At 69.2% G+C, this 19,898-nt stretch carries 19 protein-coding genes and 1 other RNA gene; 13 read left to right on the forward strand and 7 right to left on the reverse strand.

Annotation, left to right across the window (positions count from 1 at the left end; all coding sequences use genetic code 11):
- Positions 1-169 precede the first annotated feature (169 nt).
- The 7 genes from KAK03_RS15220 to KAK03_RS15250 are packed head-to-tail and all read left to right on the forward strand — an operon-like array spanning position 170 to position 8,880.
- Complete coding sequence (locus KAK03_RS15220; RefSeq protein ID WP_210854877.1) at positions 170-1,285, forward strand: ABC transporter ATP-binding protein; 1,116 nt, start codon at positions 170-172, stop codon at positions 1,283-1,285.
- Positions 1,282-2,472, forward strand: coding sequence for a maltose/maltodextrin ABC transporter substrate-binding protein MalE (gene malE / locus KAK03_RS15225; protein WP_210854879.1), 1,191 nt, complete (start codon positions 1,282-1,284; stop codon positions 2,470-2,472). The genes KAK03_RS15220 and malE overlap by 4 nt, the downstream gene beginning before the upstream one ends.
- On the forward strand, positions 2,469-3,971 hold the full coding sequence (gene malF / locus KAK03_RS15230; RefSeq protein ID WP_210854881.1) for a maltose ABC transporter permease MalF: 1,503 nt from the start codon (positions 2,469-2,471) through the stop codon (positions 3,969-3,971). The genes malE and malF overlap by 4 nt, the downstream gene beginning before the upstream one ends.
- Positions 3,971-4,861: a maltose ABC transporter permease MalG gene (malG, locus tag KAK03_RS15235; RefSeq protein ID WP_210854883.1), complete on the forward strand. Its 891-nt coding sequence runs from the start codon at positions 3,971-3,973 to the stop codon at positions 4,859-4,861. The genes malF and malG overlap by 1 nt, the downstream gene beginning before the upstream one ends.
- Complete coding sequence (locus KAK03_RS15240) at positions 4,858-5,769, forward strand: DUF2268 domain-containing putative Zn-dependent protease (protein ID WP_210854885.1); 912 nt, start codon at positions 4,858-4,860, stop codon at positions 5,767-5,769. Before malG ends, KAK03_RS15240 begins: the two co-directional genes overlap by 4 nt.
- A 17-nt stretch (positions 5,770-5,786) precedes the next feature.
- Positions 5,787-7,343 carry an alpha-amylase family glycosyl hydrolase gene (locus KAK03_RS15245; protein WP_210854887.1) on the forward strand — a complete coding sequence of 519 codons (1,557 nt, stop codon included), beginning with the start codon at positions 5,787-5,789 and terminating at the stop codon, positions 7,341-7,343.
- Between the two features lie 10 nt (positions 7,344-7,353).
- Positions 7,354-8,880, forward strand: coding sequence for an alpha-amylase family glycosyl hydrolase (locus tag KAK03_RS15250; RefSeq protein ID WP_210854890.1), 1,527 nt, complete (start codon positions 7,354-7,356; stop codon positions 8,878-8,880).
- A 57-nt stretch (positions 8,881-8,937) separates the two neighbouring features.
- Here KAK03_RS15250 and KAK03_RS15255 read toward each other — a convergent pair whose 3' ends face one another.
- Positions 8,938-9,999: a carbonic anhydrase gene (locus KAK03_RS15255; RefSeq protein ID WP_210854892.1), complete on the reverse strand. Its 1,062-nt coding sequence runs from the start codon at positions 9,997-9,999 to the stop codon at positions 8,938-8,940.
- A 147-nt stretch (positions 10,000-10,146) separates the two neighbouring features.
- Here KAK03_RS15255 and yiaA point away from each other — a divergent pair, with 147 nt between their 5' ends.
- Both yiaA and KAK03_RS15265 read left to right on the forward strand, forming a co-directional pair.
- Positions 10,147-10,581: an inner membrane protein YiaA gene (yiaA, locus tag KAK03_RS15260; RefSeq protein WP_210854894.1), complete on the forward strand. Its 435-nt coding sequence runs from the start codon at positions 10,147-10,149 to the stop codon at positions 10,579-10,581.
- A complete protein-coding gene (locus KAK03_RS15265; protein WP_210854896.1) occupies positions 10,574-10,879 on the forward strand; it encodes a TfoX/Sxy family protein in 306 nt (101 codons plus the stop codon). Before yiaA ends, KAK03_RS15265 begins: the two co-directional genes overlap by 8 nt.
- 16 nt (positions 10,880-10,895) lie before the next feature.
- Here KAK03_RS15265 and KAK03_RS15270 read toward each other — a convergent pair whose 3' ends face one another.
- From KAK03_RS15270 to rnpB, 3 genes are all read right to left on the reverse strand, one after another.
- The gene (locus tag KAK03_RS15270; RefSeq protein ID WP_210854898.1) at positions 10,896-11,345 is read right to left on the reverse strand and encodes a rhodanese-like domain-containing protein; all 450 of its coding nucleotides are present in this window, start codon (positions 11,343-11,345) and stop codon (positions 10,896-10,898) included.
- A gap of 42 nt (positions 11,346-11,387) precedes the next feature.
- A complete protein-coding gene (locus KAK03_RS15275; RefSeq protein WP_210854900.1) occupies positions 11,388-12,596 on the reverse strand; it encodes a multidrug effflux MFS transporter in 1,209 nt (402 codons plus the stop codon).
- Between the two features lie 21 nt (positions 12,597-12,617).
- Positions 12,618-13,066: RNase P RNA component class A (rnpB, locus tag KAK03_RS15280), an RNA gene on the reverse strand.
- A 119-nt stretch (positions 13,067-13,185) separates the two neighbouring features.
- Between rnpB and cysK the strand changes: the two genes are divergently transcribed.
- The 4 genes from cysK to KAK03_RS15300 all read left to right on the forward strand — a co-directional run bounded on the left by cysK (position 13,186) and on the right by KAK03_RS15300 (position 16,810).
- The gene (gene cysK / locus KAK03_RS15285) at positions 13,186-14,106 is read left to right on the forward strand and encodes a cysteine synthase A (protein WP_210854902.1); all 921 of its coding nucleotides are present in this window, start codon (positions 13,186-13,188) and stop codon (positions 14,104-14,106) included.
- Positions 14,107-14,226: 120 nt separating this feature from the next.
- Positions 14,227-15,018, forward strand: coding sequence for a hypothetical protein (locus tag KAK03_RS15290; RefSeq protein WP_210854904.1), 792 nt, complete (start codon positions 14,227-14,229; stop codon positions 15,016-15,018).
- A gap of 31 nt (positions 15,019-15,049) precedes the next feature.
- Positions 15,050-15,832 (forward strand): hypothetical protein, encoded by a 783-nt coding sequence (locus tag KAK03_RS15295; protein WP_210854905.1) that lies wholly within the window; start codon positions 15,050-15,052, stop codon positions 15,830-15,832.
- A gap of 183 nt (positions 15,833-16,015) precedes the next feature.
- On the forward strand, positions 16,016-16,810 hold the full coding sequence (locus tag KAK03_RS15300) for a hypothetical protein (protein ID WP_210854907.1): 795 nt from the start codon (positions 16,016-16,018) through the stop codon (positions 16,808-16,810).
- 45 nt (positions 16,811-16,855) lie between these two features.
- Here KAK03_RS15300 and pyrC read toward each other — a convergent pair whose 3' ends face one another.
- From pyrC to KAK03_RS15315, 3 genes are all read right to left on the reverse strand, one after another.
- Positions 16,856-17,890 (reverse strand): dihydroorotase, encoded by a 1,035-nt coding sequence (gene pyrC, locus KAK03_RS15305; RefSeq protein WP_210854909.1) that lies wholly within the window; start codon positions 17,888-17,890, stop codon positions 16,856-16,858.
- 595 nt (positions 17,891-18,485) lie between these two features.
- Positions 18,486-19,220, reverse strand: coding sequence for an amino acid ABC transporter ATP-binding protein (locus KAK03_RS15310; protein ID WP_210854911.1), 735 nt, complete (start codon positions 19,218-19,220; stop codon positions 18,486-18,488).
- Positions 19,221-19,232: 12 nt separating this feature from the next.
- A complete protein-coding gene (locus KAK03_RS15315) occupies positions 19,233-19,898 on the reverse strand; it encodes an amino acid ABC transporter permease (protein ID WP_210854913.1) in 666 nt (221 codons plus the stop codon).

Below are 19,898 nucleotides of genomic sequence, written 5' to 3' on the forward strand. Positions count from 1 at the left end.
AGTTTGACTACATTCCTTGTCGCCAAAACAGCGCAATACAAGGCCCTCTTACATAGGTACATGACCGGGAAAACCCCGGCATGGAAGCCGATCGATGGGGACGACTGGCAATGTATATTCGCTACATCCTGACCGGCCCAGCCCGGTCGCAGATCCCCCGGAGACCGACATGGCAGAAGTCAAGCTCGTCAATGTGCAGAAGGCCTATGGCGAGGCCGTGGTGCTCAAGGACATCAACCTGCAGGTGCGCGACGGCGAGTTCATGGTCTTCGTCGGCCCCTCGGGCTGCGGCAAGTCCACGCTGCTGCGCTCGATCGCCGGGCTGGAGGACATCACCGGCGGCGAACTCAGCATCGGCGGCCGCGTGGTCAATGACGTGCCACCCGCCGAGCGCGGCGTGGCCATGGTGTTCCAGAGCTACGCGCTCTACCCGCACATGGACCTCTACGAGAACATGGCCTTCGGCCTGAAGCTCGCCAAGGTGCCCAAGGACGAGATCGACCGCGCGGTGCACTCGGCCGCCAAGATCCTCAACATCGACCACCTGCTGCACCGCAAGCCCAAGGACCTGTCGGGCGGCCAGCGCCAGCGCGTGGCCATCGGCCGCGCCATCGTGCGCAAGCCCGAGGTCTTCCTGTTCGACGAGCCGCTGTCCAACCTCGACACCGCGCTGCGCGTGAAGATGCGCTACGAGTTCGCCAAGCTGCACGAGGACCTGAAGACCACGATGATCTACGTCACCCACGACCAGGTCGAGGCGATGACGCTGGCCGACCGCATCGTGGTGCTGTCGGCGGGCAAGATCGAGCAGGTGGGCTCACCGCTGGCGCTCTACGAGCACCCCGACAACCTGTTCGTCGCCGGCTTCATCGGCTCACCGGCGATGAACTTCCTGCCCGGCACGATCGTCAGCGCCAGCGGCGCCGACGCGGTGGTGCGCCTGGGCACCGGCGAGACGGTGCGCTGCGAGGTGGATGCCGCCCGCGCCCAGGTGGGTGATGCGGTGACGCTGGGCATCCGCCCCGAGCATTTCGTGGTGGGCCATGCCGACAACCGCCTGCAGGCCCAGGTCACCTTCGTCGAGCAGCTGGGCAGCGCGACCTTCGCCTACGGCAGCCTGCCGGGCACCGAGGTGACGCTGACCTGCGAACTCGACGGCGCCCTGCGCCTGAAGAGCGGCGAGCCGCTGATGCTGGGCGTGCCCGCAGGTGCCTGCCACCTGTTCGACGCCCAGGGCCTGGCTTTCCGTCGCCACGCCGCCCAGGACCTGCGTCAGGCGGCATGAAGCAGCGTGCCGCGCTCGCGCGCCGCGGCCTCGCGGCGCTGTGGCTGGCTGCCTGCGCGGGCGCGCTGGCCGCGCCGCCGCGCCTGCTGGTCTGGATCAATGGCGACAAGGGCTACAACGGCCTGCAGCAGGTGGGCGACGCCTTCACCGCGGTCTCGGGCGTGCCGGTGGTGGTACAGCACCCGGAAGGCGCACCCGACAAGTTCCAGGCCGCCGCCGCCGCCGGCAAGGGCCCGGACATCTTCTGCTGGCCGCATGACCGCGCCGGCGAATGGGCGCGCTCGGGCCTGATCGTGCCGGTGCACCCGTCGCCGGCGGTTCGCGAGGGCATCGACGACTTCGCCTGGAAGGCCTTCGTCTACCGCGGCAAGACCTGGGGCTACCCGCTGGCGATCGAGGCGATCGGCCTGGTCTACAACAAGGCGCTGGTGAAGACGCCGCCGGCCACGGTGGACGAGCTGATCGCGCTGGACCGCCAGCTGCAAACCCAGGGCCGGCATGCGCTGCTGTGGGACTACAACAAGAGCTTCTTCACCTGGCCGCTGCTGGCCGGCGCTGGCGGCTTTGTCTTCGGCCGCAATGCGCAGGGTGAACTCGACCCCGCGCAGATCGGCGTCAACACCCCCGGCGCGGTGCGCGGCGCCCAGGCGCTGGCGCGCCTGATCGAGGGCGGCCACATGCCGCGTGGTGCGCGCTACTCCGAGATGGAAGCCGGCTTCGCGCAGGGCAAGGTGGCGATGATGATCACCGGCCCCTGGGCCTGGGACAACGCGCGCAAGGCCGGCATCGAGATCGGCGTGGCGCCGCTGCCCGCGGTGGTGCCGGGCCAGCCCAGCAAGCCTTTCGCTGGCGTGCTGGGCTGCATGATCGCGGCGCCCAGCCCGAACAAGGACATCGCGCGCCTGTTCATCGAGGAGCACCTGCTGCGCGTCGACAGCCTGAAGACCATCTCGGCCGACGTGCCGCTGGGCACGCCCGCCAACAAGGCCTACTACGCGGAGCTGGCGGGTGACGTGAAGATCGCCGCCACCATGGCCAACGCCCGCGCCGGCGAGCCACTGCCCAACATCCCGGAGACCGGCCGCTTCTGGCCGGCGATGGACGCCGCCCTGGAAGCCATCACCCAGGGCCGCCAGTCCCCGAAGGAGGCGCTGGACGGCGCCGCAGCCCGGATGCAGGCCAAATGACGCCCCGTCGCTGGACACTGGCCGCCAGCGTGCTGGCCGAGTTGACCCTGCTGTGGCTGGTCACCGGCATGATGCGCGCCGGCAACCCGCTGTGGGCGGTGGCCGTGCTGGTGCTGGGCAGCTCGGCAATTGCCACCTACGGCCTGGGCCGCTCGCTGGCCTGGCGCTACCTGTACCCGGGCGTGGTGGCGATGGTCGTCTTCATCGCCTTCCCGCTGCTCTACACGGTACAGATCGGCTTCACCAACTACTCGTCGAACAACCTGCTCACCGAGGAGCGCGCCCGCGCCTACCTGCTGGAGCAGGCCGAGGTGGCCATGGAGCGCGCCCTGCCCTACACCGCGCACCGCGACGCCGACGGCCAGGTGCGTCTGGTGTTCACCACCCGCGATGGCGCCCGTCTGGCGGCCACCGTGCCGGACCAGGTGCCTGCGGCGCCGCTGCCCCTGCAGCCGCTGGCCGGCGAGGTGGGCACGGCCCTGGACCTGCGGGCGCTGATCGCCGTGCGTGAGCGCCTGCGGCCGCTGAAGGTGGCCCTGCCCGAGGGCGCCGTGCTGGCCTATGCCGGCCTGCGCGAGTTCGCCCCCTTCACGCCATTGTGGACGGCCGCCGAGAACGGCGCGCTGACCCAGACCGGCAGCGGCACGCGCTACACGCCTGACCGCGACAGCGGCTTCTTCACCGCGCCCGACGGCACGCGCCTGCAACCGGGCTTCCAGGTCAACGTCGGCTGGGGCAACTACCAGCGCCTGTTCGGCGATCCGGACATGCGCGGTCCCTTCGGCTCGATCTTCGTCTGGACCGTGGCCTTTGCCGGCCTGACGGTGCTGTTCTCGGCGGCCATCGGCGGCACGCTGGCGGTGGTGCTGAACTGGGAGGCGCTGAAGTACCGCACGCTCTACCGCACGCTGCTGTTCCTGCCCTATGCGGTGCCGGGCTTCATCTCGATCCTGGTGTTCAAGGGCCTGTTCAACCAGAACTTCGGCGAGATCAACGCCATCCTCGACCACCTCTTCGGCATCAAGCCGGCGTGGTTCGCCGACCCGGCGCTGGCCCGCACGATGATCCTGATCGTCAACACCTGGCTGGGCTACCCGTACTTCCTGGTGCTGTGCACCGGCCTGATCAAAGCGATTCCGTCGGACCTGTATGAGGCCTCGGCGATCGCCGGCGCCAGCCCCTGGGTGAACTTCCGCCGCATCACGCTGCCGCTGATCATCCGTCCGCTCACGCCGCTGCTGATCAGCGCCTTCGCCTTCAACTTCAACAACTTCGTGCTGATCAGCCTGCTCACCGATGGCCGGCCCGACTACCTCAACACCAAGCTGCCGGCCGGCACCACCGACATCCTGGTCAGCTACACCTACCGCATCGCCTTCACCGACGCCGGCGCCAACTTCGGCCTGGCGGCGGCCATCTCCACGGTGATCTTCGCGCTGGTGGCGGTGCTGTCGCTGCTGAACCTGAAGCTCACCCAGGCGCAGGAAGGAAAACGCTGATGCCCATCGTCACCGGCAAGAGTCACCGCTGGCGTGTCATCGCCACCCATGCGGCGCTGTGGGCGCTGATCGCCGTCACGCTGTTCCCGCTGCTGGCCATCATCAGCATCTCGCTGCGGCCGGGCAATTTCGCGATCGGCCAGCTGATCCCCGAGCGCATCAGCTTCGAGCACTGGCAGCTGGCGCTGGGCATCCCCGTCACGCAGCCCGACGGCACCGTCGTGCAGCCGCCCTTCCCGGTGCTGCTGTGGCTGTGGAACTCGATCAAGGTGGCCTTCATCTCGTCGGCCGGCATCGTGCTGCTCTCCACCACCGCGGCCTATGCGTTTGCGCGGTTGCGCTTCCGTTTCAAGGCGCCGCTGATGAACAGCCTGCTGCTGCTGCAGATGTTTCCGGTGGCGGTGGCGCTGGTGGCGGTCTACGCCATCTTCGACGCGATCGGCCGCTGGGTGCCCTGGCTGGGGGTGGAGACCCACGGCGGCCTGATCCTGGCCTACCTGGGCGGCATCGGCATGCACGTCTGGACGATCAAGGGCTACTTCGACACCGTGCCGGCCGAGATCGAGGAATGCGCCAAGGTCGACGGCGCCACCAGCTGGCAGGCCTTCTGGCGCGTGCTGCTGCCGATGGCGGTGCCGATCCTGGTGGTGGTCTTCGTGCTGGCCTTCATCGGCACGATCATCGAGTACCCGATCGCCTCGGTGCTGCTGCGCGAGGAGCCCAATCTCACGCTGGCGGTGGGCTCCAAGTACTACCTCTACGATCAGAAGTACCTGTGGGGCGACTTCGCCGCCGCGGCGGTGCTTTCGGGCCTGCCGATCACCGCGGTGTTCCTGCTGGCCCAGCGCTGGATCGTCTCGGGCCTGACCTCGGGCGGGGTCAAGGGATGAAGCGCGCGGTCTGTGCCGCGCTGCTGCTGGCCCTCGCGCAGGTCGGCGCCTGGGCGGCGCCGGCGCAGGCGCTGCAGGTCGACGACGCCGAGCGCTTTGCGGCGCTGCTGGCCGATGGCCGCCTGCCGGATGCCGACACGCTGCAACGCGCCTACCTGACACCGGGCAGTGCCGGCGTGGCGCTGTTCACGGCCGGGCGCATCGAGTCGGCGCAGAACCTGGCGCAAGCGCTGCAGGCCCACCCGCAGGCCTACCGCAAGGCGATCGCGCTGTGCCTGCCGGCCGCCCGCGCCGTGGCGCAGGAGGCCGGCGCTCTGATGGTCGAGGTGGCGCGCCGGCTGGGCCAGCCCGCCGAGGCCGCGCCGGCCTTTGCCCTCTTCGGCGCGATGAACTCCGGTGGCACGGCCAAGGCGCAGGGCCTGGGCCTCGGCCTGGAGGTGCTGTGCCAGAGCGTGGACACGCCCCAGGACGCGCGCGCCCTGCTGCTGGACTTCGTCGCCCACGAGATCACGCATGTGCACCAGCACCGCCACCTGCCGGCCAAGCTCGACTTCAACCTGCTGTACGCCACGCTGATGGAAGGCTTCGCCGACTACATGATGGAGCAGGCCCGCGGCGCCTCCAGCGGCCCGTCGGCCGACCGCGAGCGCTATGGCCTGGCCCATGAGGCCGAGCTGTGGCGGGCGTTCCAGGCCGACGTGGCGCGCGGTGCCGGCTTCGGCGACTGGCTCTACAACGCCCGCCCGGCGCGTGCGGGTCAGCCGGCCGACATGGGCTACTGGCTGGGCAAACGGCTGTGCGAAGCCTTCGTCGCGCGCGCCCCCGACCGTGCCCAGGCCCTGACCACCTTGCTCCTGCTGCGTGATCCGGCCGCGATCGTGGCCGCCAGCGGCTACGCACCGAGATGAACCCACGCCGACGTTGCTTGCATGCCGCCGCCCTGCTGGCGGCCCTGAGCCCGCTGACCGCCCTGGCAGGGCCCAGCGCCTATGACCAGCGCGAGCGCGACTGGCGCAATGGCGCGGTGGTCTACCAGGTCATCGTCGACCGCTTCGCGCCCAGCGCCAACCTCGAGGCCAAGCGAGCCCTGTACCCTGCGCCGAAGCGCCTGCGCGGCTGGGACGAGGTGCCCGCGGCCGGCGTGCAGCTCCCCGAGTACAAGGTCAATTCGGCCGAGCTGGACTTCTGGGGCGGCGACCTGGCCAGCACCAGCGCCCACCTGTCGCACCTGCGCGACCTGGGCGCCGACGTGCTGTACCTGAACCCCATCCACCTGGCCTGGACCAACCACAAGTACGACGCGCTGGACTACCAGGCCATCTCGCCCGAGTACGGCACCCGCGCCGACTTCAAGCGCCTGGCCGCGCAGGCCCATGGCCTGGGGCTGAAGGTGGTGCTCGACGGCGTGTTCAACCACATGGGCCGCAACGCGCCGATCTTCCAGCAGGCACTGGCCGACCCGAAGAGCCCCTACCGGAACTGGTTCGCGATCGGTCCGCAGTACACCGGTGGCGCGCGGGTGTGGACGGGTTTCCAGAACCATCCCGAGCTGAACCTCGAACACCTGCCGGTGCGCCGCCACCTGTGGCTGGACCGTGATTCGGTGGTGCGCAGCTACCTGCGCGACGGCGCCGACGGCTGGCGCCTGGACACCGCCTATGAGCTGGGCCCGCGCTTCCTGCGCGAGATGACCGACGCCGCCCACCGCGAGAAGCCCGGCTCGCTGGTGGTGGGCGAGATCGTCAACTGGCCTGACCGCTGGCTGCAGTCGCATGACGCGGTGATGGGCTTCACGCTGCGCCTGATGCTGTTCGACCTGGCGCGCGGCCAGGTCAGCGGCGGCGCCACCGGCCGGCGCATCGACGCCCTGGTGAAGCGTTCGGGGATCGAGCCCACGCTGCGCTCCTGGACCCTGCTCGACAACCACGACCTGCCGCGCCTGCACACCGAGTTCCCCGAGGTGGCGCCGCGCCGTCTGCTGCAGGCGCTGCAGTTCACGCTGCCCGGTGCGCCCAACCTGTACTACGGCGTGGAAGTGGGCATGGAAGGCGGCCCCGACCCGGCCAACCGCGGCCCGATGCGCTGGGACCGCGTGCAGGCCGGCCACCCCGAGCTGGCCTGGGTGCGCCAGTTGACCGCCCTGCGCCGCGAACACCGCGCGCTGCGCATCGGCGACCACGTCGCGCTGGATGGCGAGCGCCTTCTGGCCTTTCTGCGCCACACCGACCGGCCGATGGACAGCCGCGTGGTGGTGGCCAACCCCACCCGCGAGCCGGTGAAGGAGCGCCTGCCGGTGCCCGACGCCTGGCTGATGGACGGCACGCCGATGGTCGACGTCCTGAACAGCGCCGGCGGCACGCCGGCGCGCTTCACGCTGATCGCCGGTCTGCTGGAGGTGGAGGTGCCGCCGCAGACCGTGCTGGTGCTGCAGCCCCGCCCCGAGCCGATGGGCGGCTATGACCGCTACAAGCGGGTGCCCTGACCCTGCCGCCATGGACCACGCCAACCGACACGACCGGGCCCTGGCCGGCACTTTCGAGCGCCGCGAGGCCGACTGGCGCTGCGGCGCCATCGTCTACCAGGTGCTGGTCGACCGCTTCGCGCCCAGCGCCGACCTGGACACCAAGCGCCACCTCTACCCCGCGCCCAAGCGCCTGCGGGCCTGGCATGAGCAGCCGCGCGCCGGCGAGTACCTGCCGGACGCCAAGGTCTGGAGCCACGAGATCGATTTCTGGGGCGGCGACCTGGCCAGCACCGCCAGCCGCCTGGACCACGTGCACGGTCTGGGCGCCGACGTGCTCTACCTGAACCCGATCCACGCGGCCTGGACCAACCACAAGTACGACGCTCTCGACTGGACCGCGGTGTCCCCCGAGTTCGGCACCCGCGACGACCTGCGCACCCTGGCCGACGCGGTGCATGCCCGCGGCATGAAGCTGGTGCTCGACGGCGTGTTCAACCACATGGGCCGCAACGCCCCGGCCTTCCAGCAGGCCCAGGCCGATCCGGCCGCACCCACCCGCGCCTGGTTCGACTTCAACGACGCGCTGCCCGGCGGCGCCCGCGCCTGGTTCCGCGCCCAGAACCTGCCCGAGGTGGTGATGGAACACCCGGCGGTGCGCGAGCACATCCATGCCGGCGCGAACTCGGTGGTGCGCCAGGCGCTGCGCGATGGCGTCGACGGCTGGCGCCTGGACGTGGCGCACGACATCGGCTTCAACCTGCTGGAAGACCTGACCCGCTCGGCCCACGCGGAAAAGCCAGGCTCGCTGGTGGTGGGCGAGACCTGGAACTACCCCAAGGAGTGGTTCCCGTCGCTGGACGCGGTGATGAACTTCACCGTGCGCGAGGTGCTGCTGCGCACGATGCGCGGCCAGATCCCCGGCCCGGTGGCGGCGCGGATGATCCAGCGCGTGGTCGACGAGGCCGGCATCGAGAACATGCTGCGCAGCTGGCTGATGCTGGACAACCACGACACCATCCGCCTGGCCACCGCGCTGCCCGACCCCGCCGCCCGCCGCCTGGCCCAGGTGCTGCAGTTCGCGCTGCCTGGCGCGCCCAACCTGTACTACGGCAGCGAGCTGGGCCTGGCCGGCGGTGACGACCCGGAAATGCGCGCCCCGATGCCCTGGGACCTGGTCCACGACGGGCACCCTGAACTGCGCTGGACGAAGCAGCTGATCGCGCTGCGCCGCGCCCACCGCGCGCTGCGCGTGGGTGAATTGCGCGAGATCACCAGCGCCCGGCTGCTGGCCTTCGAGCGCCACACCGACCGCGTCGCCGACACCGTGCTGGTGCTGGCCAATCCCAGCGACCAGCCGGTCGAGGACCACGTGCTGGTGGCCAACTCGAAGATCATGAACTTCTCGGCGCTGCGCGACCTGCTGACCGGCAGCCCCTCACCGGTGGTGCCGGTCGCCGGCCTGCTGGGCGTGACCGTGCCGCCTTGGGGCGTGCTGGTGCTCAGCCCGGACACCGCGCCCAACGAGGGCTACACCACCTACAAGCGGGTGCAGTAGCGCGCGGCCCAGCGGCCCGGGCAGCCCACGACCGCGCCGGGCGGCCTCAGGTGCGGCTCACTGCCCTTCCTTGATCATCCGGCCCGCGGTCTTCTGGATCGGCCGGGCGTTCATCGGGTACAGGCGCGCGAAGATGCCGATCTGCTGCGGGCTCAGCTGCACCGGCTCCTTCATCACCATCCACAGCACGCCCTCGCTGCAGGGCGGCGTGGTCAGCGAGCCCATGTAGGTGTAGTAGCGGCGGTCCTTGGGCAGCAGCTGGTTCAGGTCCAGCGTGGTCGGGGCCGGCTCGGCCACGCCCTTTTCCAGCGGCAGCGCGTTCCACACCGCCTGGATCAGCGGGTGGGCGCTGCCGCGGTCCAGCATCACCGCCACCACCGCCAGGCGGCCGTCCAGGTCCTTGTGGACCAGGTGCACCACCATGTCGAACTGGCGGCCGTTGATGCGCTCCTCCGACGGGCGGTGGAAGTGGAACTGCAGCAGCTCGAAGCGTTTGCCCTGCACGCTGATCGCGTTGCCCTGGGGGACATTGACCTGGACGGTGTGGCCGTTGTCGATCACCGAGAAGCCGGTGGGGATGTAGGCGAACTCGATCGGCTGCAGCTCCAGCGGGATGCCGTCGCGGATGTCGATCGGGCTTTGCCGCTGGCCGCTGGCGCAGGTGGCGAACTCGGGCTTCAGCGAACCCCAGGACTGCGGGCCGTTCGCGCCCTCGTACGCCCAGTGCGGATCGTGCGCGGCGTGCGGCAGCAGCTGGGCCGCGGCGCCCGCGCCGCCGTGGCCGCCATGGCTGTCGGCGGCGGGCTCCGCCGCTTTGGGTGCCGCGCGGCGCACCGGCTCCGACGGCGCCTCGGCCTTGTTCGTCACCCGCATCACGTAGTTGCTCTTGGCCTCGGGCGATTTGGTGGCGCCCAGCCGGGCGGCCAGCCGCTCGCGCAGCTCGTCCATCGAGATGCTTTCCTTGCCGTTCGCGGCCTTGGGCTCGGTCGCGGGCTTGGCGGCGGGCTTGGCCGCAGGTTCGGCGTGGCCATGCTCACCGCCGGCCCAGACGGGCACCGAGGCCAGGGCAAGGGTGGCGAGCGCAAGACTCAGGCGGAGCCTGCGAGGGGCGTGGGGCATGGCGTTCTCCTGTCCGACCAGTGCGGATGTCAACCCGCTCTATCGGAACACCGGCGCCCGACTTGAGCCCGGCGCGGGGTCGCGATGGCATCATCGGCCCGTGCCACGGGCGACCGGCGCACACCATGACCACTCAGGGAGACCACCATGAACACCCTCACCGCGCAACGTCCGACCGGCGCCTTCGTCGGCGCCTCCTGGGCAGCCCTCTTCGTGGGCGCCGTGACCTATGTCACCGGTCTGTGGAACGCGCAGATGGCGCTGAACGAGAAGGGCTACTACTTCACCGTGCTGGCCTTCGGGCTGTTCGCTGCGGTGTCGCTGCAGAAGACGGTGCGTGACCGGCTGGAGGCCATCCCGGTCACCGGCATCTACTACGGCCTGTGCTGGGTGGCGCTGGGTCTGGCGCTGCTGTTACTGACGGTGGGCCTGTGGAATGCGACGCTGACCGGCAGCGAGAAGGGCTACTACGCGATGGCCTTCCTGCTGGCGCTGTTCGGTGCGGTGGCCGTACAGAAGAACATCCGGGACATTGCGCTGTTCGAGCGCCTGAACCCCGCCAGCTCGGAGGCCGATGCCTGAGCCGGACCGCCTGGCCGAGCTGCCCGGTCTGGGTCCCCGCTCCGCCGAGTGGTTGCGCGCGGCAGGGATCGATTCGGCCGAGCAACTGCGCCGGCTGGGCGCGGTGGCGGCCTACGCCCAGGTGCGGGCGCGGCAGCCGCGCGCCAGCCTGAACCTGCTGTGGGCGCTGGAGGGCGCGATCAGCGGCCTGCCCTGGCAGCAGGTCGCGCGGCAGCACCGCACCAGCCTGCTGCTGGCCCTGGAGGAGCACCTGCGGCGCCACCCGCCCGCGGGTAGCGCCCCAAAAGGCCAGGGCTGACGGCCGCCCGCCGGGGTCAAGCGGCCGCAGGCGGCGCCGCCTGCAGCTTCTTCCAGGCCTGGAAGCCCCCCGCCACCGACAAGGCCTTGGGGTAGCCCAGCGAGCGCAGCAGGCGCGCTGCCGCCAGGCTGCGCCGGCCGCTGTTGCACACGCACAGCAGCAGGTGGTCGCGCGCGTGGTGCAGCTGGTTGATCATCGTGAAGAAGGTCTTGGCGTCGATGTCCTTGGGCGTGCCGGCGTCGAGGATGTCCTGCTCATCCTCGGTGAGTGCATCGCCCAGCATGACCTTCACCTCGAACATCGGGATGTGCACGGTGCCGGGGATGGCGCCCTTCATCTCGATCTCGAAGGACTGGCGGATGTCGATCAGCGTGGCCAGCTCCAGCCGGCACAGCTCCAGCGCGGCGGGCAGCGAGATCTCCAGACCCTGGGCATCGGTCTGATCGGGGGTGTCGGCGGCGTCCATCGGGTCTCCAGCGGGTACGGGGTGATTGTCGCCGCGACGCGCTCAGGCCGGCACGCGGCGCCGCACCCAGTGCCAGGCCAGCAGGCCAATGCCCATCAGCCCCAGCGAGGTCAGCGCCAGCGCCAGCGCCGAATGCATCACCAGCGGCGCGATCACCCCCGCCACGAAGGCGTTGGCCACGCTGCCCAGGCAGGCCTGCAGCGAGCTGGCCATGCCGCGGCGCTCGGGCACCTGGTCCAGCACCAGCAGCGTGACCACCGGCACCATCAGCGCCCAGCCGAAAGCGAATACCGCGATCAAGGGCAGTGCCCAGGCCGGATGCGGTGTCAGCAGCGCATTCATCGCCACGTTCAGCAGCGACACGCCGACCATGATGCGAAAGCCCCGGCGGATCTGCCGGCTGCGCTCGATGCGCCCGGCCAGCCGGCCGGACCACCAGGCGCCGCCCATGATGCCGCCGATGGTCAGCAGGAAGAACCAGAAGAACTCGGTCGGGCCCAGGTGCAGGATGTCGCCCAGGAACACCGGCGCCGACAGCACATAGAGGAACATGCCGTTGAACGGCACGCCCGACGCAAAGGCCAGCGCCAGGAAGACCGGGTTGCTGACCATCTGCCAGTAGCCCTGCATCAGCGGCCGCGCCTCAAAGGGCTGGCGCTGGCTGGGGTGCAAGGACTCGGGCAGCATGCGCGCCATCGTGACCATCAGCACCAGGCCGACGCCCACCAGGAACCAGAAGATCGCGTGCCAGCCCAGGTGCACGTACAGCCAGCCGCCGATGATCGGCGCCACCGCCGGCGCCACGCCGAAGTAGATGGTGACCTGCGACATCACCTTCTGCGCCTGATCCGGGTGGAAGAGGTCGCGGATGATGGCCCGCGAGACCACCATGCCCGCACCCGCCGACATTCCCTGCAGCGCGCGGAACAGCACCAGCTGCCCGATGTTGAGTGACAGCGCGCAGCCCAGCGAGGCCAGCGTGAACACCGCCAGCCCGCCCAGCACCACCGGCCGCCGGCCGAAGCTGTCGGCCAGCGCGCCGTGGAACAGGTTCATCAGCGCGAAGCCCAGCAGGTAGGCCGACAGCGTCTGCTGCATCTGCACCGGCGTGGCGCCCAGGCTCTGCGCAATGCCGGTGAAGGCCGGCAGATAGGTGTCGATCGAGAAGGGCCCGAGCATGCCCAGGCCGGCCAGCAGCGCCGCCAGCATCCAGCGGGGACCGCGCCAGACGCGCGAGGCTTCAGGGTTCATCCGGTGAATGCCATGGAAAAAAAGTGAAGTCGACCGATAGGCCGGATTCTGTGCGGCGGCGCCTCTTGCGAGACCCGCCGTGACCGCCATTCCTCTGGGCCGGGGTGTTGCCACCCTGGCTCGATGCCACCTACCCGCCGGCTCAGCGAGCCGCTTCAATGCCGGCCTATTTGGTGTTGCTGCGCGTAGAGATTGCCGCGTTTCACCCTTGACGGGGCGGTTGCCCCGTCAAGGGCGGCTGCTCGGTTCGGGCTGCGCCCGAGGCCGCCGGCTTGCGCCGACGGCCAGCCGGCTTGCGCCGGCCCCTCGCTGAGCACCCCCGTTGGGACCCCCGGCAAGACTCGTCTCTGTGGCTCTGATCCGCACCTCGCGGTGGACGGGCGTTACCCGCTACGCTGCTCTATGCAGTCCGGACCTTCCTCCAGTGCGGCCTTTCGGCACCATGCACCAGCGGCGGTCTGGTCGGCTTCACGGCCTGCATTGTCCCATGGACGCCGTGTCCCTGCCCGAGGCATGAGAAGCGGTCAGAAGCTTATGCCGGCAGAGCGGGACGGTCTGGGGCATCATCGACGGTTCACAGGAGATGACCATGAAGGCTGCCAACGTCCTGGCCACCATCGGCCGCACCCCACACATCCGCGTCAACCGCCTGTTCGGCGACACCCACGAGGTCTGGGTCAAGTCCGAGCGCAGCAACCCGGGAGGCTCGATCAAGGACCGCATCGCGCTGGCGATGATCGAGGCGGCCGAGGCCAGCGGCCAGCTGAAGCCCGGCGGCACGATCATCGAGCCCACCTCGGGCAACACCGGCGTCGGCCTGGCCATGGTGGCCGCGGTCAAGGGCTACAAGCTGGTGCTGGTGATGCCCGACAGCATGAGCGTCGAGCGCCGCCGCCTGATGCTGGCCTACGGCGCCAGCTTCGAGCTGACCCCGCGCGAGAAGGGCATGAAGGGCGCGATCGCCAAGGCCGAGGAGCTGGCCGCCGCCACGCCCGGCGCCTGGATCCCGCAGCAGTTCGAGAACCCGGCCAACATCGACGTGCATGTGCGCACCACCGCCCAGGAGATCCTGGCCGACTTCCCCGACGGCCTGGACGCGATCATCACCGGCGTGGGCACCGGCGGCCACCTCTCGGGCGTGGCCACCGTGCTGAAGGCCCAGTGGCCGCAGCTCAAGGTGTTTGCGGTCGAGCCCAGCCAGTCGCCGGTGATCTCGGGTGGCGCGCCCAGCCCGCACCCGATCCAGGGCATCGGCGCCGGCTTCATCCCCAAGAACCTGAAGACCGAGCTGCTCGACGGCGTGATCCAGGTCGAGGCCGAGGAAGCCCGCGAATACGCCCGCCGCAGCGCCGCCCAGGAGGGCCTGCTGGTGGGCATCTCCAGCGGCGCCACGCTGGCCGCCATCGCCAAGAAGCTGCCCGAACTGCCGGCCGGCGCCAAGGTGCTGGGCTTCAACTACGACACCGGCGAGCGCTACCTGTCGATCGAGGGCTTCCTGCCCGCGGCTTGACCGCCGTCAAACTAGGGGGTCATCGGGCATTGTGTGGATGACCTCCGCCACGTCGGTCGGAACAATCGTTTTCGACCGGTCGTGGTGTTCACGCTCCGGCAGCAGTCCCTGGAGGTGAACATGGAAAGCAGAATTCCCCGGCAGGTCGCCGCGCTGGCCGCGGTGGCGCTGGCCGGGTCGGCCTGGGCCGTCAAGGTGCCCACGCAGGACGATTTCAGCACGCCGGGCCTCAACCGCGCGCTGTGGATCGAGAGCGAGCAAGGCCGCTTTGTCCAGGCCAAGCAGCTGCGCCTGGGGCGCTTCACCTATGGTGGCGCCGCCAGCGACAGCGGGCTGGTCGCCGACACCTTCAACGAGCCGCTGATCGACACCACGGCGCCCAAGTCGATGGGCGCCGACATCACCGTCGTCGACGTCAAGACCGACGAGACCTGCGCCGCCAACCCCTTCAACACCAACGCCCGGGTACGGCTGATCGCCGCCTATTTCAACCAGCGCCCGGGTGGCCCGGTGCCGGGTGACCGCACCGGTGATGTGCTGGCCCAGATCCGGCTGGGCCGCCTGAGCGACACCACGCTGCCGGCAGGCCAGGTCGATGTGCAGGGCATCCTGTCGACCTGCAGCAACGCCGACTGCAGCGCCTCGACCGCGATCGGCGTCGTCAATTTCGCGCCGGTGGCGCTGGGCACCAAGGTGATCAGTCGCGTCGACTGGGCCAAGAAGGCCAAGACCTTCGACTTCACCGCCAATGGGGTGACGCAGACGGTGTCCTACACCGGCTCGAGCGCCACGCCGCCGGTGCTGGGCTTCGTACAGCCCAGCATCCGCAATGAGGTGGCCAACTGCCTGAGCACACCCAAGGTGAAAGCCGGCATCGTCGCCGATTTCGACAACGTGCGCTTCAGCTACTGAGCCGCGCCGCGACATCACACAGGAGTCCATGATGACGCACACGAAGCGCCTCTTCGCCGCCAGTGCCCTGGTGCTGGCCAGTCTCTCTGCCGTCGCCGCCGTGGTGGGCGACAACTTCAACCTGCCCGAGATCGACAACACGCGCTGGTCCGCGCCGGAGAGCTACCGTTTCATCGACAACGGCCGTTTGGCCCTGGGCCAGTGGGGTTTCGGCAACACGACCAGCAACAGCGGGGTCACGGTGACCCAGCTGAGCACCAGCCAGACCGATGCCTCGCCCTCCCGCGCGGTGAAGGTGACGATCTCGGTGGACGACGTCGACCATCTCGACGGCTGCGCCGCCAACACCACGCCCAGCACGGTGCGGGCGCGGGTGATCGGCAACTACTTCAGCACGCGCGCTGGCGGCCCGGTGGCCGGTGACTTCACCGGCGACGTGCTGGCCCAGGCCTGGCTGCGCCGCTCCTCCAACTCCACCGACGCCCCCGGCGTGCTGCGGGTGGCGGGCGGCGTGCCGCAGTGCACCAACGCCGATTGCTCAACCTCGAACAACCTGGGCGGTGTCGACCTGGGCACCGCCAACGTCGGTGACAAGGTGACGCTGCAGATCGAATGGGACGCGGCGAACAACCAGTTCCTGTTCATCCGCGACGGTGGCGCACCGGTGGCCGTGCCCTACACGGTGACCATCACCGGCACGCCAGGCCGACCGTTCAACAACGTGTCGGCCCGCGCCGAAGTGGCCAACTGCATGGCCGGCCGTGCCAAGGCAGGCATCGGCGCGCAGTTCGACAACTACGGCATCGTCCGCTGAGCCCAGCCGCCAGCACGCACACGGCCCGGTCGTGAAACGCTTCACGCCGGACCATCTGGCGTTCTAGGGGGCCTCGCCGCGCCGACACTTTGAACGGCAGGCGAGGCTGACCACAATCGATGCGGTGGCGCCTGCGCCCCTCAAGACATCCACAACCATACCCACACGCTCTGGAGCTGTACCGTGAAGTTTCACCTGATCCCTGCCGCCGTTGCCAGCCTGCTGGCGCTCAACGCCCACGCCGCCGCCGTCAAGTACGACGACTTCAACGTGACCACCGGCATCGACCGCGTCAAGTGGGGCGAGAGCGAGGCTGGGCGGTTCATCGACGGCAACAAGCTGACGCTGGGCCGCTTCCTGTACGGCAACACCGCGTCGGACACCGGCCTGACGATGGAGTCCTGGAACATGAGCATTCCCGTGACTGCGCCGGTCAAAGGCCTGCGTGCCGATGTGACGATCGACGACATCAAGCAGGACGAGAGCTGCGCTGCCAACACCTCGGTGGGTACCTCTTCGGCGCGCCTGATCGGCTCGTTCTTCAACATCCGTCCGGGCGGCCCGGTCCCCGGCGACCGCACTGGCGATGTGCTGGCGCAGGTGCGTGCGCGCCGCACCAGCAACTCCGTCGACGCCGCGGGCGTGCTGCAGGTTCAGGGTGTGCTGTCGCAGTGCACCAACGCCGACTGCTCGGCCAGCAGCGCCTTGCCGGGCGTGCCGCTGGTGGTGCCGCTGGGCAGCGTCACGGTGGGCACGCCGATGCGGCTGCAGTTCGCGTGGGACAAGAAGACCAACACCTTCACCTACACCCGTGACGCCGCGATCACCGCGACCATCACCTACACGCAGGATGACAGCGTGGCGCCGGCCACGGTGTTTGCCAACGTGTCGATGCGCAACGAGATCCAGAACTGCACCACGCAGCGGATCAAGGGCGGCATCGCCGGCACCTTTGACAACGTCTACGTGACCCAGTGATGAACGGCGGGGAGGCGCGCCAGGCGCCTCCCGCGGCCGGGTGCGTCAGTCGACCTGACGCCAGGCCAGCGTCTCGCCACCGCGCAGCGGCTTCAGCTGCGCGTCGCCGAAGGGCACGCCTTCGGGCAGCAGCAGGGGCTCGCGGCGCAGTGTGACGCTGCCGGTGTTGACCGGCAGGCCGTAGAACGCCGGGCCATGGCGGCTGGCAAAGCCCTCCAGCTTGTCGAGTGCGCCGGCCGCCTCAAAGGCCTCGGCGTAGAGTTCCAGCGCGCTCAGCGCGGTGAAGCACCCTGCGCCGCACACCGACGCCTCTTTCATCACCGAGGCATGCGGCGCGCTGTCGGTACCCAGGAAGAAGCGGTCCGAGCCGCTGGTGGCCGCCGCCACCAGGGCCTGGCGATGCACCTCGCGCTTGAGCACCGGCAGGCAGTAGTAGTGCGGCCTCAAGCCCCCCTGGAAAATCGCGTTGCGGTTGTAGAGCAGGTGATGCGCGGTGATCGTGGCCGCGGTGTGCGCGCCCGCCGTGGCCACGTACTGCGCCGCCTCCTGGGTGGTGATGTGCTCGAACACCAACTTCAGTTCAGGAAAATCGCGCCGCAGCGGCTGCATCACCTGGTCGATGAACACGGCTTCGCGGTCGAACAGGTCGATCGCCGGATCGGTCACCTCGCCATGGACCAGCAGCAGCAGGCCCTCGCGCTGCATGGCTTCGAGCGTGGCGTAGGTCCTGCGAAGGTCGGTGACACCGGCATCGCTGTTGGTGGTGGCGCCGGCGGGGTACAACTTCAGCGCCACCACGCCCGCGGCCTTGGCTCGGCGAATCTCGTCGGGCGGCGTGTTGTCGGTCAGGTACAGCGTCATCAGCGGCGTGAAGTCCACGCCAGCCGGCACCGCCGCCTGGATGCGTTCACGGTAGGCCACCGCCTGCGCCGCCGTGGTCACCGGCGGACGCAGATTGGGCATGATGATCGCGCGACCGAACTGCCGCGCGGTGTAGGGCACGACCGCTTGCATCGGCGCGCCATCACGCACATGCAGGTGCCAGTCATCAGGGCGGATCAGGGTCAGGGTATCGCTCATGCGGCGATTGTCCCATTCCCCCCAGGCGGGCCAAGGTTGAAGTCAGCAACCTGCCCAGAGCCGCAAGTCGACCTGATTGACTTCAGAGGTGGTGGCGCAGCCAAGGCCCGAGCGACCAGGGCCTGTCGTCGCAGACGGTGGCGGTCGGCTGCGCCGACGTCCACGGTCCGGCTTGCAAGCCGGACCGGCTCCGCGGGGCAGACAGTCCGCAGTGGACTGTCTGCTGATCCCGCTCCGCCCCCTGCGGTGCTCGGGCTGCAGGGCGGCCCACAAACTCGCTCCGCTCGCCTGCGGCTCGCTCTGCTCAAACAGTGTGGGCCAGTCAGAAGGGATTGCCCTGCAGCCCTGCGCTCCTCGGCGCCCCCGACAGCGCCGCCAGCCCCTGGCCGCTCGGTCCTTGTCTGGGGCAGCCGTTGCGGGACTGCTCGCGTGGGCAGTCTCAAGTCGGTGACCAGCGAGGTGGGGGAAAGGGGTCGAACGAAGTCAAGGAGGAGGCCGCAGGCCGGAGGACATGAGAGAGACCCCTTTTCTCCACCTCGCCTCAACAACCTCCGCGGGCAATGACTGCCATGGGCGGACGAGCCGCCCTCCAGAATCAATGCTGCAGGATCTTCGACAGGAAGTCCTTGGCACGCGGGGAGCGGGCGTCCGGGTTGCCGAAGAACTCGTCCTTCTTGCAGTCCTCGATGATCTTGCCGGCGTCCATGAAGATCACGCGGTGCGAGACCTTCTTGGCAAAGCCCATCTCGTGCGTCACGCACATCATGGTCATGCCTTCGTTGGCCAGTTGCACCATCACGTCCAGCACCTCGCCCACCATCTCGGGGTCCAGGGCCGAGGTGGGCTCATCGAAGAGCATGACGATCGGGTCCATGCTCAGCGCGCGGGCGATGGCCACGCGCTGCTGCTGACCGCCGGAGAGCTGACCCGGAAACTTGTCCTTGTGGGCCGACAGGCCCACGCGGTCCAGCATCTTCAGGCCGCGGGTGCGGGCCTCGTCGGTCGAGCGGCCCAGCACCTTGATCTGCGCCAGCGTCAGGTTCTCGGTCACCGACAGGTGCGGGAACAACTCGAAGTGCTGGAACACCATGCCCACCCGGCTGCGCAGCCTGGGCAGGTCGGTCTTCGGGTCGGAGATGCTGGTGCCGTCGACGATGATGTCGCCCTGCTGGATCGGCTCGAGCGCGTTGACCGTCTTGATCAGCGTGGACTTGCCCGAGCCCGAGGGGCCGCACACCACCACCACTTCGCCCTTCTGGATGCTGGTGGTGCAGTCCGTCAGCACCTGGAAGCTGCCGTACCACTTGGAAACGTTCTTGATGTCAATCACGGCAGTGTCCTCTCAACGGATGATGGCGATTTTCTTCTGCAGGCGACGCACCAGCATCGACAGCGAGAAACAGATGATGAAGTACACCACGGCGGCGACCAGGTAGGTCTCGACCGGGCGGTTGAAGTTCTTGCCGGCGACCTCGAAGCCCTTGAGCAGATCGTAGGCGCCGATCGCGTAGACCAGCGAGGTGTCCTGGAACAGGATGATGGTCTGCGTCATCAGCACCGGCAGCATGTTGCGGAAGGCCTGCGGCAGCACCACCAGCTGCATCGTCTGGCGGTAGGTCATGCCCACCGCGTAGCCGGCGTAGACCTGGCCCTTGGGCACGCTCTGGATGCCCGCGCGCATGATCTCGGAGTAGTAGGCCGCCTCGAACACCGTGAAGGTGATGATGGCCGACAGCTCGGCGCCCATCGGCTGGCCGATCAGCAGCGGGATCAGCAGGAAGAACCACAGGATCACCATCACCAGCGGCACCGAGCGCAGCAGGTTGACGTACAGCGACGCCGGCAGCTCCAGCCACTTCTTGCCCGACAGGCGCATCAAGGCCAGCAGCGTGCCCAGCACGATGCCGCCAATCATGGCCACCAGCGTCAGCTGGATCGAGAAGACCAGGCCCTTGGAGACGAAGTTGACCAGGGTGTCCCAGGTCAGGAAGGTGAAGTCGAGAGTCAT

It is taken from the genome of Ideonella alba, from assembly GCF_018069845.1.
In the GTDB taxonomy this organism is placed as follows: Bacteria; Pseudomonadota; Gammaproteobacteria; order Burkholderiales; family Burkholderiaceae_C; genus Ideonella; species Ideonella alba.

What these genes read in the sequence shown, in the direction of transcription:
- KAK03_RS15220 (WP_210854877.1), top strand. Translation starts at nt 170, where the DNA reads ATGGCAGAAGTCAAGCTCGTCAATGTGCAGAAGGCCTATGGCGAGGCC.
- malE (WP_210854879.1), top strand. Translation starts at nt 1,282, where the DNA reads ATGAAGCAGCGTGCCGCGCTCGCGCGCCGCGGCCTCGCGGCGCTGTGG.
- malF (WP_210854881.1), top strand. Translation starts at nt 2,469, where the DNA reads ATGACGCCCCGTCGCTGGACACTGGCCGCCAGCGTGCTGGCCGAGTTG.
- malG (WP_210854883.1), top strand. Translation starts at nt 3,971, where the DNA reads ATGCCCATCGTCACCGGCAAGAGTCACCGCTGGCGTGTCATCGCCACC.
- KAK03_RS15240 (WP_210854885.1), top strand. Translation starts at nt 4,858, where the DNA reads ATGAAGCGCGCGGTCTGTGCCGCGCTGCTGCTGGCCCTCGCGCAGGTC.
- KAK03_RS15250 (WP_210854890.1), top strand. Translation starts at nt 7,354, where the DNA reads ATGGACCACGCCAACCGACACGACCGGGCCCTGGCCGGCACTTTCGAG.
- KAK03_RS15255 (WP_210854892.1), bottom strand. Translation starts at nt 9,999, where the DNA reads ATGCCCCACGCCCCTCGCAGGCTCCGCCTGAGTCTTGCGCTCGCCACC.
- yiaA (WP_210854894.1), top strand. Translation starts at nt 10,147, where the DNA reads ATGAACACCCTCACCGCGCAACGTCCGACCGGCGCCTTCGTCGGCGCC.
- KAK03_RS15265 (WP_210854896.1), top strand. Translation starts at nt 10,574, where the DNA reads ATGCCTGAGCCGGACCGCCTGGCCGAGCTGCCCGGTCTGGGTCCCCGC.
- KAK03_RS15270 (WP_210854898.1), bottom strand. Translation starts at nt 11,345, where the DNA reads ATGGACGCCGCCGACACCCCCGATCAGACCGATGCCCAGGGTCTGGAG.
- KAK03_RS15275 (WP_210854900.1), bottom strand. Translation starts at nt 12,596, where the DNA reads ATGAACCCTGAAGCCTCGCGCGTCTGGCGCGGTCCCCGCTGGATGCTG.
- cysK (WP_210854902.1), top strand. Translation starts at nt 13,186, where the DNA reads ATGAAGGCTGCCAACGTCCTGGCCACCATCGGCCGCACCCCACACATC.
- KAK03_RS15290 (WP_210854904.1), top strand. Translation starts at nt 14,227, where the DNA reads ATGGAAAGCAGAATTCCCCGGCAGGTCGCCGCGCTGGCCGCGGTGGCG.
- KAK03_RS15295 (WP_210854905.1), top strand. Translation starts at nt 15,050, where the DNA reads ATGACGCACACGAAGCGCCTCTTCGCCGCCAGTGCCCTGGTGCTGGCC.
- pyrC (WP_210854909.1), bottom strand. Translation starts at nt 17,890, where the DNA reads ATGAGCGATACCCTGACCCTGATCCGCCCTGATGACTGGCACCTGCAT.
- KAK03_RS15315 (WP_210854913.1), bottom strand. Translation starts at nt 19,898, where the DNA reads ATGACTCTCGACTTCACCTTCCTGACCTGGGACACCCTGGTCAACTTC.